At 43.6% G+C, this 14,724-nt stretch carries 12 protein-coding genes; 7 read left to right on the plus strand and 5 right to left on the minus strand.

What is annotated here, in order from left to right; genetic code table 11:
* The first annotated feature begins 2 nt into the window (after positions 1–2).
* The 5 genes from INP83_RS04570 (at position 3) to INP83_RS04590 (ending at position 5,741) form a co-directional block, all read left to right on the plus strand.
* Complete coding sequence (locus INP83_RS04570) at positions 3–758, plus strand: ABC transporter ATP-binding protein (RefSeq protein WP_219126469.1); 756 nt, start codon at positions 3–5, stop codon at positions 756–758.
* Entirely contained in the window at positions 758–2,335 is a 1,578-nt protein-coding gene (locus INP83_RS04575) for a M1 family metallopeptidase (protein WP_219126470.1), read from the plus strand. The genes INP83_RS04570 and INP83_RS04575 overlap by 1 nt, the downstream gene beginning before the upstream one ends.
* 196 nt (positions 2,336–2,531) lie before the next feature.
* Entirely contained in the window at positions 2,532–2,906 is a 375-nt protein-coding gene (locus tag INP83_RS04580; RefSeq protein ID WP_219126471.1) for a hypothetical protein, read from the plus strand.
* Between the two features lie 121 nt (positions 2,907–3,027).
* Positions 3,028–4,110 (plus strand): ligase-associated DNA damage response exonuclease, encoded by a 1,083-nt coding sequence (locus INP83_RS04585; protein WP_219126472.1) that lies wholly within the window; start codon positions 3,028–3,030, stop codon positions 4,108–4,110.
* Entirely contained in the window at positions 4,107–5,741 is a 1,635-nt protein-coding gene (locus INP83_RS04590; RefSeq protein ID WP_219126473.1) for an ATP-dependent DNA ligase, read from the plus strand. Before INP83_RS04585 ends, INP83_RS04590 begins: the two co-directional genes overlap by 4 nt.
* A gap of 297 nt (positions 5,742–6,038) precedes the next feature.
* Here the strand turns inward: INP83_RS04590 and INP83_RS04595 are convergent, their stop codons facing one another.
* The 5 genes from INP83_RS04595 to panC form a co-directional block, all read right to left on the minus strand.
* A complete protein-coding gene (locus INP83_RS04595) occupies positions 6,039–6,734 on the minus strand; it encodes a hypothetical protein (RefSeq protein WP_146269308.1) in 696 nt (231 codons plus the stop codon).
* 89 nt (positions 6,735–6,823) lie between these two features.
* The gene (carB, locus tag INP83_RS04600; RefSeq protein ID WP_219126474.1) at positions 6,824–9,640 is read right to left on the minus strand and encodes a carbamoyl-phosphate synthase large subunit; all 2,817 of its coding nucleotides are present in this window, start codon (positions 9,638–9,640) and stop codon (positions 6,824–6,826) included.
* A gap of 283 nt (positions 9,641–9,923) precedes the next feature.
* Positions 9,924–10,904, minus strand: coding sequence for an energy transducer TonB (locus INP83_RS04605; RefSeq protein ID WP_219126475.1), 981 nt, complete (start codon positions 10,902–10,904; stop codon positions 9,924–9,926).
* Positions 10,905–10,928: 24 nt separating this feature from the next.
* Entirely contained in the window at positions 10,929–11,279 is a 351-nt protein-coding gene (gene panD, locus INP83_RS04610; protein ID WP_219126476.1) for an aspartate 1-decarboxylase, read from the minus strand.
* 175 nt (positions 11,280–11,454) lie between these two features.
* Positions 11,455–12,285 (minus strand): pantoate--beta-alanine ligase, encoded by an 831-nt coding sequence (panC, locus tag INP83_RS04615; protein ID WP_146269304.1) that lies wholly within the window; start codon positions 12,283–12,285, stop codon positions 11,455–11,457.
* A 160-nt stretch (positions 12,286–12,445) separates the two neighbouring features.
* Here panC and INP83_RS04620 point away from each other — a divergent pair, with 160 nt between their 5' ends.
* Both INP83_RS04620 and INP83_RS04625 read left to right on the plus strand, forming a co-directional pair.
* Positions 12,446–13,270, plus strand: coding sequence for a glycogen/starch synthase (locus INP83_RS04620; RefSeq protein WP_146269303.1), 825 nt, complete (start codon positions 12,446–12,448; stop codon positions 13,268–13,270).
* A gap of 15 nt (positions 13,271–13,285) precedes the next feature.
* Positions 13,286–14,680, plus strand: coding sequence for a DUF4270 domain-containing protein (locus INP83_RS04625; RefSeq protein WP_219126477.1), 1,395 nt, complete (start codon positions 13,286–13,288; stop codon positions 14,678–14,680).
* Positions 14,681–14,724 lie beyond the last annotated feature (44 nt).

A 14,724-nucleotide genomic window follows, 5' to 3' on the forward strand; every position in this document is an offset into this window, starting at 1 on the left:
CCATGATAGAGATAAAAAACTTAAAGAAAATATATAACGGCGTTACCGTTGTAAATGTACCTGCGCTGCAAATTAATAAAGGCGAAAGCATTGGCCTTGTGGGCAACAACGGTGCCGGTAAAACCACGCTGTTCCGTATGATATTAGACCTGATACGTGCCGAATCGGGCGAGGTATTATCTAATGGCGAGGTAGTGGCCGGGGGCGAAAACTGGAAGAACTATACGGCCGCCTACCTGGACGAAGGTTTCCTGATAGATTACCTTACCCCCGAAGAATACCTGTATTTTGTTGGTGGCCTGCACCAGCAGAATAAGGCGCAGGTAGATGAGCAAACGGCTGCCTTAACCGAATTTTTCAACGGCGAGATCATCAATAAAGGCAAGTACATCCGCGACCTGTCTAAAGGGAATCAATGTAAAGTTGGGGTAGCAGGCTGCCTGTTGCAAAAGCCTGATCTATTGATGCTTGATGAGCCTTTTGCCAATATTGACCCCAGCACACAGTTCAGGTTAAAGAATATTCTTAAAGACCAGAATAAGAACAAAGGGGTAACCACCATCGTATCCAGCCATGATCTTAACCATGTAACCGATGTTTGTGACAGGATATTACTTATGGAAAAAGGCGTGGTCATAAAAGATATAGCAACCAGTTCTTCAACCCTGTCTGAACTGGAAGAATACTTTGGTGTTGGGCAAACTTTGGCGGGCGCTAATGCACCGGTTAGTTTTTTAGATAAAGAGGAAAACCACTAATGCGCCTACGGTTATCACTTTTAGTTTCGTTTGTGTTTGCTGCCCATGTTTATGCACAGCAACCCGGCCCAGGTATTGATGTGCAAAATTACCGGTTTGGCATCACTCTTACCGATGCGACTAACCTGATAAAAGGGGATGCGAACATAACTACGAAGATTCTCAGATCAACCCGGGAGATCAGCTTCGACCTGACCAAAAAGAATGCTACCGGTAAAGGCATGTTGGTATCTAAAGTTACGGAAGCAGGCAAGCCGCTCAAATTTACACAAGATAGTGCCCATTTGGTAATAAATACCGTTGCAGTAGCTGGGACGACACATGCATACCATATTTCTTATGAAGGAATACCTTCAGATGGTTTGATCATTTCTACCAATCATTACGGGAAACGCACCTTCTTTGGCGACAATTGGCCTAATCGTGCCCATAATTGGCTGCCTTGTGTTGATGCGCCTGCTGATAAGGCTTCGCTTGAATTTGATGTTACTGCACCGGCTAAGTACACCGTTGTTGCCAACGGCCTAAAAATAGCTGAGCAGCAATTGCCCGGGGGGAATAAATTAACCCGTTGGAAAGAGACAGCGAAACTACCTGCAAAGGTTATGGTAATTGGGGTAGCCGAATTCGCTATTGATAATGTTGCTTCACCGGATGATGTGCCCATTAGCACTTATGTGTTTCCGGAAGATCAAGAAGTTGGTTTTAAATCATACGCTGTAGCAGCAGAGATACTGCCATGGTTTGCGAAACGGATCGGAACTTTCCCATATAAGAAGCTGGCAAATGTACAATCTAAAACCATTTTTGGTGGAATGGAGAACGCGGGCGCTATCTTTTACTTTGAAGAGTCGGTTAAAGATAAAGGTATTGAGGCCTTGATGGCGCATGAGATAGCACATCAATGGTTTGGCGATGCCATCAGTGAGAAAAACTGGCAGCATGTCTGGCTTAGCGAAGGATTTGCTACCTACATGACCAATCTGTATTTAGAAAGCAAATATGGTGTAGATAGTTTAAATAAGCGCCTGATGGCAGACCGCAAACAGGTCTTTAACTTTGAGAAAAGCTATAATGCTCCGGTCGTTGATTCGGCCTTTAAAGGCAGCTTGATGAAACTGCTGAGCCCCAACGCCTATCAAAAGGGTGGATGGGTGTTGCACATGCTTAGGCGTAAAGTTGGGGATGAAGCCTTTTGGAAAGGTATAGCTGCATATTACAAACAATATAACGGGAGCAATGCCAATACCGACGATTTTAGGATTGTGATGGAAAAAGCCAGCGGGCAGGATCTTAAAAACTTTTTTAATCAATGGCTTCGCAGCGTGGGTCATCCTATCCTGAAGATCGCCCGCAGCTATGATGATAAAACTAAAGAGATGGTTTTAAATATTCATCAGGAAACCAACAAGCCCTTCAATTTTACATTAGAAGTTTCCGTTGATGGCAAACTTTACAAGCGTGAAGTAAAAGATGTAAATGCAGATCTGAAATTTCCTGCCGATAGCGCGACTGCCGAATTAAAATTAGACCCTAATACAAATCTGCTGGCTTCTTTTGTAGATCAATCGAAATAAATGTTTCTAATTATTTATTGCTTAAGTTTGGATAATATTAAATAATTGATATTTAATTTTGATAATTTCAAAAATCCAAAACTTTATATCTTTTTTATTTGTTTTTTCGTATAATTGAATATTGATAGTCACCAGGACACGACTTCTAAATATTTGAGAGTTATAAACAGATTGTATTACTTCTAAATTTACTATCATGACAAAAGCCTATCAATCCATTTATGTAGCATTTTACAGATGGAGTTTCAAAATTTTCGGCCAGGGTAGCTTACCTCAGTTTAAGTCGTTATTTAACGTGAGCTTTTTACTGGTAGTAGTGCTTACTAACGTGATGCTGTTAACCAAGCTGATGCTTAAAAGCCATTTGCTTACTTTAAATATGGGGACTGTGGTATTGATAACTGCTGGTGCAATTTTCTTTTTGCTTTTAAGCCATTTTGTGTTGTTAAATAACAGGATGTTAAAATCGCTTAATATCAGGCTGGCTACCGTTAGCCGCCACAACAAGAACTTTTTTAGCGTAGTGCTATTGGTGAACGTAGTGTTTGCCTGCAGCCTGTGCTTTTTATAAGATACCAATCAATTATAAACCAATTAAAGGCTTGGGTAATACTTACCCGAGCCTTTTTGTTTTTAAAGCACCGGCTCCCTCATTTAAAACTAATTCAGCATCTGCAGGTTATTTGTAAACCATGGCTAAACCATTGCTTGAGTTTACAGACCGCGGCATTTACTGCGAACAGGGCAAGTTTTACATTGACCCTTGGAAGCCTGTGGACGATGCAGTGATTACCCACGCACATGCCGATCACGCTTACTGGGGCCATAAACGCTACCTGGCTCATCACTTATCCCGCGAGGTTTTGTTATATCGTTTAGGGGAGATAAACCTGCAAACGGTTGAATACGGTGAAACCATTGTTAAAAACGGTGTAACTATATCTATGTTCCCGGCGGGGCATGTGATAGGTTCTGCGCAGATAAGGGTTGAATATAAAGGCGTGGTGTGGGTGGTGTCCGGAGATTACAAAACACAGGACGACGGTATTTCTACACCTTTTGAACCGGTTAAATGCCATCACTTTATATCAGAGTGTACTTTTGGGATGCCGGTATATACCTGGAAACCCCAGGCAGACATTTTCAGAGATGTGAACAGCTGGTGGCAAAGTAACCTGGAACATGGGCTGGCCACGGTTATAGTTGGCTATTCGTTAGGCAAGGCCCAGCGCATCCTGCAAAACCTCGATCTGAGTTTGGGCAAGGTTTACACACATGGGGTCATAGAGAATACAAATGAAGCTTTACGCCGAAATGGCGTGATACTTAATCCTACTGAGCGAATCACCTCAGAATCATCAAAAGAAGAAGTTAGGAAAGGTATCATTATAGCGCCCCCATCGTCTGTAGGAACGCCATGGATGCGCAAGTTTGGCCCATACAGTTTTGGGTATTGCAGTGGCTGGATGGCTATTCGCGGGGCCAAACGCCGCAGGGCGGCAGACAGAGGTTTTATCATGTCTGACCATGCCGATTGGGATGGCTTGGTAAGCGCAATTGATGCTACTGATTGTGAATGCGTATATCTTACCCATGGTTATACAGCTACGTTTACCAGATATTTAAATGAGATAGGTTTTAATGCCCGCGAAGTGCATACGCTATATGGCGGAGAAGAAGAAGATGCTACTGTTACTGAAAAAGACGAGAAAGAGGAAATAAGCGAATTGCCGAAAGATGAGCGTTCACCGCAATTGAAGGAGGCTGCTGAATGAAGGCATTTGCAAACTTATTTTTGGCTTTAGATGAGACCAATAAGACCAACGAAAAAGTTAAGGTACTGAAAGACTATTTTAACAGTGTACCCGATACGGATAAGATGCACATGCTGGCTTTGTTTACCGGCCGCAAACCAAAGCGACAGATCAATGCTACTTTGATACGTCATTGGGCCATAGAAGCATCAAATATACCGGCCTGGCTTTTTGAGGAAAGCTACCACGTGGTGGGCGATCTGGCCGAGACCATGTCATTACTGATGCCGGCTACGGAGAGCAGTAGCAGCAAATCGCTTACTGAATGGATAGGCGAAATAAACGACTTGGCTGACAAAACCGAGGGGCAAAAGAAAGAATGGCTCCTGGCATCATGGGCTATGCTGGACAGCCAGGAACGCTTTGTATTTAATAAGCTGCTCACAGGCAGCTTCCGGGTAGGCGTGTCGCAAAACCTGGTAGTAAAGGCCCTTGCAGATGTTACCTGCATTGAGGCACCTGCACTTACCCACCGCATTATGGGTAAATGGATGCCTGAGGATTATACTTACGACCAATTGGTGCAGGAGCAAACCGCATCAGACGATATCTCCCGCCCATATCCTTTCTTTTTGGCATATCCCATACAAGAAACATCCGAGCGACAAAAATCTGCAGAGGACCTGCAATTGGCGCTGGGCGACGCATCAGAATGGCAGGCCGAATGGAAATGGGACGGCATCCGTGCCCAGATGATCAAACGCGATGGCGAGATATTTATCTGGAGCCGTGGGGAAGATCTCGCTACAGAAAAATTTCCGGAATTGCATCCGTTTTTATACAGCCTGCCGGATGGAACGGTGCTTGATGGTGAGATATTGAGTTTTAGTAACGGAAAACCAATGCCCTTTAACGTGCTGCAAACACGGATAGGGCGTAAAAATATCAGTAAGAAAATACTTGCCGAAAGCCCGGTGGCAACCATTGTTTACGATTGCCTTGAGTACAACGGAGAAGATATCCGCTCTAAAACACAAACTGAGCGGCGGGAGATATTAGAAAAACTGCAAAGCCAAACCAATGATCCTGAAACATTTAGGATCTCATCGTTAATAAATTTTAGTAGCTGGCTGGAACTGGAAACCCAACGTGAACAATCGCGTGCTATGATAGCCGAGGGTATTATGCTGAAACGAAAAAGTGCCACCTACCAGGTTGGCCGCCGCCGTGGCGATTGGTGGAAATGGAAGATAGACCCGCTATCTGTTGATGCCGTAATGGTGTACGCTCAAAAAGGCCACGGCCGCCGCGCCGACTTGTATACCGATTACACATTTGCGGTATGGGATGGCGACAAACTGGTGCCATTTGCAAAAGCTTACTCTGGTTTAACAGACGCGGAGATCAATAAGGTAGATTACTTTGTAAAGCGCAACACACTGGAAAAATTCGGCCCCGTGCGTACGGTAAAACCCGAATTGGTTTTTGAGATAGGTTTTGAGGGGATCAATAAATCATCACGCCATAAATCGGGGATCGCCTTGCGTTTTCCCCGGATATTACGCTGGAGGCATGATAAGCCAAAGGAAGAAGCAGACACTATTGAGAGCTTGAGGGCTTTGCTGGATGTGGGGTATGAGGGCGAAAATTAAGGAGCGGGTGCTTATCGTAGGAAGGGAATCGCTTTGACTAACCCCTCCCTGCAATTGCGCTTCTACCTTCCGCACCCCTCCCCAAGGAGGGAATTGGAAAATATCTCCTCATCAACTAAAACGAAGCTCCGGTGCTATTCCCTCCCTTAAAAGGATTTCGGCGCTTTGATAAACTTCTCTCCGTCATTACGCTTACGTCAGCAGCGCCCCTTCCAGAGGCGGGAATGAGAAAATATGTTCCAAACAAAAAAGCGACGAAGTATTACTCCGCCGCTTTTTATTTATAAGTACATCTGCTTATGCAAATCTTACTTGCTTAGTTAGGCTGGTAGGCTCAAGTTGCAGGTATTCTGCAAATACCCCACGTACCTTGTCTACGATCTCGTTACGGTTAATGGTCTGGGCATCACGGCGGCATTTCAGGTAATGCTCACGGGCAATTTTCTCTGCCAGATCGCCAAGGGTTTTTACCTTAAGCTCTTTACCGAATTTTCCTGCAAGTACCAATCCTGTTATAGAAGCAACCATCCCTATATAACCAATGGTACTGTATACAAAGCTTACGGTAATAAACAGCAATAGCGATAACGCAAAGGCCCAAACTATACCTTGTTTAGGGCGCAACAGGTTCATGTGTAAACCCATTTCATGCTCAACATCAGCAACAACCTCAATGCGGTTGTCACGTGGGAAAAGCTCACAAAGCTTAGTTGTAGGCTTAAGATCGCAACGATCTACTTCCTTTTTGGCATTAATGGCATTGCGTAATTTATAAAAAGCCTGCTGCGTGGTGCAGCTGCCTGCCTGTACCTCTTTAACCTTATTAACAACCAGATCGCATAAAGCTCCGAAGGTTTTAACGTGGTTAAGATCATCATTTTCGAACCTGATATTGAACGAACACTCAATTTTCGCCAATATATCGCCTATATTTTCCGGGTCGATAGTGTTTAAATTGACTATCGGCGCGCCATTCTTAAAACTTACTTTCAATCCTGTAGCACTAAATTAAACAAATGGGGTAAGCCGCCGCAAATATACGGCGGCTTACCGGATAATTCAAAACTGATGCCAGTGCTGAATTACTTACTTAAATACATTGATTTTTCTTTGTATAGATGTCTGAAGTAAGGATCCATCAGGTTAGGAATAAACCTGATAGCCTCGCCTGTCGATTTCATCTCGGGGCCAAGCTCCTTATTCACTTCAGGGAATTTATCAAACGAGAACACCGGTTCTTTTATTGCGTAACCTTTAAGCTTACGCTGTATGGTAAAATCTTTTATTTTGTTAACACCCAGCATTACTTTAGCAGCAATGTTAATGTATGGCACATCGTAAGCTTTAGCAATGAACGGCACTGTGCGTGATGCGCGCGGGTTAGCCTCAATTACGTAAACCTTATCATCTTTAATGGCAAACTGGATGTTAAGCAAACCACGAACATTAAGCGCGCGGGCTACCTTTTCAGTATATTCTTCCATCTGGCTGATCACATTATCGCTCAGATCGAAAGGAGGTAATACTGCGTAAGAGTCGCCAGAGTGGATACCTGCAGGCTCAATATGCTCCATCATACCAATGATGTGTACATCCTCACCATCGTGGATAGAATCTGATTCTGCCTCAGCCGCGCGGTCAAGGAAATGGTCTATCAATACACGGTTACCGGGGAGATTTTTCAACAAATTAACCACAGCTTTCTCCAGGTCCTCATCGTTTATCACAATGCTCATGCCCTGGCCGCCAAGCACGTAGCTCGGGCGCACCAATACCGGGTAACCTACCTCATGCGCAACTTCAAGGGCTTCTTCAGCGCTTTCGGCAACACCGTATTTTGGATAAGGGATACCCAGGTCTTTCAACAGGTCAGAGAAACGGCCACGGTCTTCGGCAATATCCATATTGTCGAATGAGGTGCCGATTATTTTAATACCGTGTGCATGTAACTTCTCAGCCATTTTAAGAGCGGTTTGGCCACCCAACTGCACAATCACACCCTCAGGTTTTTCAAGGTCGATGATCTCGCGGACATGCTCCCAGAATACAGGCTCAAAGTAAAGCTTATCCGCCATATTAAAGTCGGTAGATACGGTCTCAGGGTTACAGTTAACCATGATAGCTTCGTAACCGGCCTCTTTTGCAGCAAGTAAACCGTGCACACAGCTGTAGTCGAACTCGATACCCTGGCCTATACGGTTAGGGCCTGAGCCCAATACGATGATCTTTTTGCGGTCTGATACTTTTGACTCATTCTCACCTTCGTAAGTTGAGTAGTAGTATGGGGTTTGTGCGGCAAACTCTGCAGCACAAGTATCTACCATTTTATAAACCCTTCTTAAGCCCAACTGCTTGCGGCGTTGGTAAACATCCTCTTCGGTAACGTTACCAAGGATGTAAGCTATCTGGGTATCAGAAAATCCTTTTTGTTTAAGGGTGTAGAAGAAATCGTCAGGAATGTTGTTCAGCGAATACCTGCGTAACTCATTCTCCAGGTTTACCACATCCTGTATCTGGTTCAGGAACCAGCGGTCTATTTTGGTTACCTTACGGATAGACTCCATTGGTACACCAAGGCTCATGGCATCATAAATGTGGAACAACCTGTCCCAGCTTGGATGCTCAAGGCTGTGCATTATCTCTTCAAGGTTACGGCTCTGGCGACCATCGGCACCTAAACCGGCGCGACCGATCTCCAAGCTCTGACAAGCCTTCTGTAAGGCCTCTATAAAGCTGCGGCCTATACCCATTACCTCACCAACAGATTTCATCTGCAGGCCAAGCTCGCGGTTAGCGCCTTTGAATTTATCAAAGTTCCAGCGTGGGATCTTCACGATCACGTAATCTAACGTTGGCTCAAAGTAAGCCGAAGTAGTTTTGGTGATCTGGTTCTCAATTTCATCAAGGTTGTAACCTATGGCCAGCTTGGCAGCAATTTTAGCGATAGGGTAACCGGTTGCTTTTGATGCCAGGGCCGATGAGCGCGATACGCGAGGGTTGATCTCGATTGCGATGATCTCCTCGTTTGCAGGGTTAACAGAGAACTGTACGTTACAGCCACCTGCAAAGTTACCAATGGCACGCATCATTTTGATAGCCTGGTTGCGCATTTGCTGGTAGCAACGGTCGCTCAGGGTCATGGCTGGTGCCACGGTTATCGAGTCGCCGGTGTGGATACCCATTGGGTCAAAGTTCTCGATAGAGCAGATGATAATTACGTTGTCCCGGTTATCACGCAATAGCTCCAGCTCATATTCTTTCCAGCCCAATACGGCCTGCTCTACCAATACCTCGTGGGTAGGTGAAGCCTGTAAACCGCGGCTAAGCGCGGCATCAAAATCTTCTTTTTTGTGTACAAAGCCTGCGCCTTTTCCACCCAGCGTGTAGCTTGGGCGTATAACCAGCGGGAAACCAATTTCCTGCGCACCTTCTTTACCTTCAAGGAAAGAGTTGGCAATTTTTGATTTGGCAACACCTACACCGATGTCAACCATCAGCTGGCGAAATGCCTCGCGGTTTTCAGTTTTCTCAATGGCGGCTACGTCAACACCAACCACTTTTACGCCATATTTTTCCCAAATACCGCGTTCTGATGCTTCAATACAAAGGTTAAGCGCAGTTTGGCCACCCATTGTAGGTAATACAGCATCAATTTTTTGTTCCTGCAGTATTTGCTCAATACTCTCGCAGGTAAGCGGTAAAAGGTAAACATGGTCGGCTATGACCTTGTCGGTCATGATGGTTGCCGGGTTGCTGTTGATTATGGATACGGAGATGCCTTCGTCTTTAAGCGAAAGGGCAGCTTGCGAACCTGCATAATCAAACTCACACGCCTGACCGATAATAATAGGGCCAGAACCAATAATTAATACGGATTTGATGGAGGTGTCCTTGGGCATAGGGCTTTAAATCAAAAAGTTAAAAACGGGCGTTTAGCCATTTAACAACAAGTTCTATGCGCTGAGATTGCGAAGTATTTTCCCGACTCAGCATCGGGGTGCAAAGATAGTAAGTTGCAAGGATTTACCGTGTTAAATTTTCAAATTTAATGCGGGGCAAATAAAGGATGGGGTTTAGCAAACTTGGGGGTATGTTATTGTGTATTTATAGCTAATTCGAAGAAGTAAAATTGGTGCAATTAAAACGAAGTTTATATCCAATTTAATTTATGTGATGAGGTATCTAATTTGTTTGCAAATTAAATGTTAGCGGCACATTGTATTTAGCACTTACCTGCTGCCCATACTTTGTTGCAGGTTTCCACTTCGGGCTCATTTTTATAGAACGTACAGCTTCATCATCAAGGCTTTTACCTGCGGAGAAAATTACTTCAATATCAGCCACGTCGCCGGCTTTAGTTATTGTGAAGCCTGATATAACTATACCGGTTTTGTTTTGTTCCCGTGCATCAGCAGGGTAGCGAACGGTGCGAACCAGAAATCTACCAAAGCCCATATCGCCATCGGGGAACTCCGGATTCGTAAACCTGTTTTTTGTGTACGTAGAAGTAATACCGTTAAAATTGGCAGAACCGGCCACCAATTCACCGTTGCTGTATGTCTCTTTAAAGGTTGCGTTGTTTAATTCGTCCCTGCCAGACCATTCTCCTTCACGCTTTCCATTTTTGACAGATCCTTCTTCTGACACAGCAGTGAAAGAACTGTTGTAAATTTTCAATATTCCGTTACCATCGGTGATTTGCTTAACACCGGTGGAATCGTACCCTTCCGTAATAGTAAATTCAGATTTTCTAAGGGGCCATTTAGTTTCAGGTTGCGGCGTTTCAGTAATTATATGCTTCTTATGCAGATACAGCTTTCCATTAGGGAAATAGTCGTCAGACTCTCCGGTGAGTACACCTTTATCAAACGTCTCAGTTGACTTTCGTCGACCGTTTTCAAAAAAAGTTAATTTAACACCGTCAAAGCTGGCGCTATTCATGACAACAGACTTGCCTACTGCTTTTCTTTTACCGCTTTTGTAATATTCAACTACGTTAAAAAGCTCAGAACCTTTATCTGGTTCACTAATAACTCGGATATAATCTGCGCTGTCTTTTGATACGACCAAAGTACCGTCATTCTTTAGGAAGAATACATTCTGAGCTTGCGCAAAACAAAATATAGGGAAAATTATAAGGGCTACTGTAAGAAGAGATTTCATTTTAAGGGTTTAAGTCCCTCAAATTTACCTAATCAGCTTGTTATTTCCATCAGGGAAAATCAAAATTGGCTCGTATTGCTTAGCCTCTTCCATTTCCATGTAGGCGTATGACATGATGATCACTATATCGCCAACCTGTGCCAGGCGTGCGGTTGCGCCGTTAAGGCAAATGGTACCGCTGCCGCGTTCACCTTTAATAACGTAGGTTTCAAAGCGCGCACCATTGTTGTTATTAACGATCTGCACTTTCTCGTTAGGGATGATATTAGCAGCGTCAATAAGGTCTTCATCAATGGTTATACTGCCAACATAGTTAAGTTCGGCCTGTGTAACCTTAACCCGGTGAAGCTTTGATTTTAATACCTCAATAATCATGGTGCAAAGGTAGGAATAATTTTAGTCGATAGTCCATAGGCAATAGTCCATGGTAAGTAAAGATTTGTTTGATTCATAGTTGATAGTTCATCGTTAAAGAAACGATGTTGTTGGTTGCTACATTATAAGCGTGGCTACTATGATCTATGAACCATAAACCATGAACTTGGTACAGCTAATAGATCAACATATTGTCTATCAATCTTGTTTTGCCAACGCGTGCGGCGGTAAGGGCAACAACAGATGTTGATGCGGGAGTTGCCGGGTATAAAGTTTTACCATCCACAATACGGAAATATTCGGGCTCAATACCTTCCTCTGCAGCCAGCAACTCCATTGCCTGTTCTTCTAACTCCGCTTCGCGGTTAATATCAAAATGATCTTTTATGTAATTAAGGGTTTTTGATAACACCAACGCACGCTTACGCTCAACATCAGATAAGTGAACGTTGCGCGAACTCATGGCCAGGCCGTCGGCTTCGCGTTCTATAGGGCACATCACCATGTTAACCGGCAGACTGAGCAGCTCAACCATGCGGCTCACCACTAAGAATTGCTGGTAATCCTTTTGGCCCATATACAGGCTGGTAGGTTTAACTATATCCAATAGCTTGTAAACAACTTGCGTTACACCCTGGTAATGGCCGGGCCTAAATTCGCCCTCAAGCAGGTGCTCAAGCGGGCCAATATCCAAATGCCATTGCTCATTATCGTCATACATTTCGTTCACCTCAGGAGCAAAAAGCACGTCGCAGCCGGCAGCTTCCAGTTTAGCCGTATCAGCCTCAATCGGGCGAGGATATTTCTCCAGGTCTTTAGGGTCGTTAAACTGGGTAGGGTTTACAAATATGCTGCAAACCGTTATAACATTTTCTGCTTTGGAGCGTGCTATTAAGGATAGATGGCCGTTATGCAATGCGCCCATAGTAGGCACAAAGCCAATTGTTATGCCAGCTTGCGCCGACAGGTATTCGCGGATGGACTGCCTTGTCTTAAATGTTTTCAAATCAGCTGAAAATTTGTGGCAAAAATTTGGCAAAGGTGTATAATTCTTTAAAAACTACCAAAACATAGTTGCACAAGTGGTTGCCAGTGTTTATAATAATGCTTATATTTGCAAACTCAAATTTTTTTGACTCTTACATTTACATTAATATCGATTAGTGATGGGTAAATCAAAACTACTGTTCATAACTCATGAAATGTCTCCTTTTCTCGAAATTTCTAAAATTGCAGAAATAACCCGCCAGTTGCCGCAAGCAATGCAGGATAAGGGGTTCGAGATCCGTATACTGATGCCGCGCTTTGGTAACATTAATGAGAGAAGGAACCGTTTGCATGAGGTTATCCGCTTATCGGGCATGAATATCATTATCAATGATAATGATAACCCGCTTATCATCAAGGTAGCATCAATACCGGCTGCACGCATGCAGGTTTACTTCCTTGATAACGAGGAGTATTTTCAACGTAAACACGTATTTAACGATAAAGACGGAAAATTTTACGCTGATAACGATGAGCGTATGATCTTCTTCTGCAAAGGCGCTTTAGAAACCGTTAAGAAATTAGGTTGGGCACCTGATGTGGTACACTGCCATGGATGGATGAGCTCTTTAGTACCGGCTTATTTAAAAACTACCTACAAAGACGACCCTACATTTAAAAACTCAAAAGTTGTTTACTCTATTTACGGTAACGATTTCACCGGTAACCTTGATGCTGATTTTGCGCGCAAAGCTGTAATGGGTAACATGACAGAGGAACACACTGAAGTATATAAAGAGGGCACTAACACCGCTCTTTATGCCGGTGCTATCCAGTATAGTGATGCGATAGTTTTGGGCAGTGCTGACGTAGATGCTGATGTGTTAAATATTGTTAAAAACAGCAATAAATCGGTATTAGATTACGTTTCCACTTCTGATTTCGAAAATTATTACAATTTTTACGAAGAAATCACCGATGAGCAATTGGTGGATGTTGCATAAGCTTTAAAAGATCATATGAAATTTTACAAATTAGGCTTATTAACCCTGTTAATAAGTCTTTTTATTTTTAGCAGTTGTAAAAGACAGGAAGGCATCGGCTTAGATGTTGACCCCGCTAACCAGATAAATGGCACTTTGCTTGTTGATACCAGCATTGTTCTTACTACCGTTCCGGAAGATACTGTGGTTACCAACGGCGTATTGGCCAGGGCACCATTATCTTATTTTAATGATCCATTATTTGGTAATACAAAAGCAGATATTGGTGCCATGCTTAATTTGCCGGGTACCGTTGCTTACACAATTCCTACCGGAGAGATATCTATTGATTCGGCCGTACTAATATTGCCTTATGCATCTGATGGCTTTTATGGTGATTCATTACTTTCAACGTTTAAAGTAAACGTTCATCAATTAAGCCAAAATATTGTAACAACGCAAAATTATTACAATACCAGTCAGTTAACGTATACCAGCGATATTATAGGTACTAAAACATTTAAGGCCCGCGCTCATGATACCCTGCAGGTGTATAACATTGTAAAAGGCAAGGCCGATACCTTGGCCAAGGTAGTGCCACAGGTCCGTGTCCCTATAAGTTCATCCTTCGTTTATACGAATCTGTTTAACGCCCCTGCCAGCATATTACGTAGCAATGCAGCGTATCAAAACTATGTTAAAGGACTGTATATAACACTTGATAAAAGCGGAACTACGGGTATAGGCGGCAATATGTTCTTTAGGGTTGATACAAGCGCTAAGGTACAGGTGTATTATAAATTAACCACAGGCGGCACCACAGATACAGCATCACTTGCGCTGCCTTTGAGTAATAATGTAAATCTTATTAAACACGCTTACAGCAGCAACGTCACGGCGGCTTTAAATCAAACTTCTAAAGATGGCTTGGTTTATTTGCAGGGCCTTGTGGGGCTTCGGTCTAAAATTACTTTTCCTGATGTTAAGAACATACTTGGTGCTGTAGGCAAAAACGCTATTATAAACCGCGCAGAACTTGTAGTGAATGTTGCGCCGGGCACGGGAACGCCATTTGCACCTAACCAGCAGCTTACGCTTTACAGGCTTGATCTTTCGAGGCAACGTGCGCTGTTGCAGGATGCATCACCATCAGACCCGCGAAATGCGCAGGTTTTCGGAGGCAGATACGATGCAAATGAAAATGCTTACCATTTCCTTATAACGGCCTATTTACAAGATCTTATTAGCGGTAAATCTGTTGATTACGGTACTTACCTTGCACCGGTTACACCATCGCCAGCCACTACATCAACGCAGCAAACCGTTAACATCGGTGTCACTTCTACCTATGCCCAGCGTACAGTTATAGTTGGTAAAAATGGAGCTAATAGAGCCCGGATCAACATATACTACACAAAGATAAATCCATAGAAAACTTTTTAAAGTTTCTTAAAAAGATGCCCCAAATAGGGCAT

It is taken from the genome of Mucilaginibacter sp. 21P, assembly GCF_019331605.1.
Lineage (GTDB): Bacteria > Bacteroidota > Bacteroidia > Sphingobacteriales > Sphingobacteriaceae > Mucilaginibacter > Mucilaginibacter achroorhodeus.

Bases quoted from the DNA above. Each gene is read 5' to 3' on its own strand.
- INP83_RS04570 (WP_219126469.1), top strand. From the start codon at position 3: ATGATAGAGATAAAAAACTTAAAGAAAATATATAACGGCGTTACCGTT.
- INP83_RS04575 (WP_219126470.1), top strand. From the start codon at position 758: ATGCGCCTACGGTTATCACTTTTAGTTTCGTTTGTGTTTGCTGCCCAT.
- INP83_RS04580 (WP_219126471.1), top strand. From the start codon at position 2,532: ATGACAAAAGCCTATCAATCCATTTATGTAGCATTTTACAGATGGAGT.
- INP83_RS04585 (WP_219126472.1), top strand. From the start codon at position 3,028: ATGGCTAAACCATTGCTTGAGTTTACAGACCGCGGCATTTACTGCGAA.
- INP83_RS04590 (WP_219126473.1), top strand. From the start codon at position 4,107: ATGAAGGCATTTGCAAACTTATTTTTGGCTTTAGATGAGACCAATAAG.
- carB (WP_219126474.1), bottom strand. From the start codon at position 9,640: ATGCCCAAGGACACCTCCATCAAATCCGTATTAATTATTGGTTCTGGC.
- INP83_RS04605 (WP_219126475.1), bottom strand. From the start codon at position 10,904: ATGAAATCTCTTCTTACAGTAGCCCTTATAATTTTCCCTATATTTTGT.
- panD (WP_219126476.1), bottom strand. From the start codon at position 11,279: ATGATTATTGAGGTATTAAAATCAAAGCTTCACCGGGTTAAGGTTACA.
- INP83_RS04620 (WP_146269303.1), top strand. From the start codon at position 12,446: ATGGGTAAATCAAAACTACTGTTCATAACTCATGAAATGTCTCCTTTT.
- INP83_RS04625 (WP_219126477.1), top strand. From the start codon at position 13,286: ATGAAATTTTACAAATTAGGCTTATTAACCCTGTTAATAAGTCTTTTT.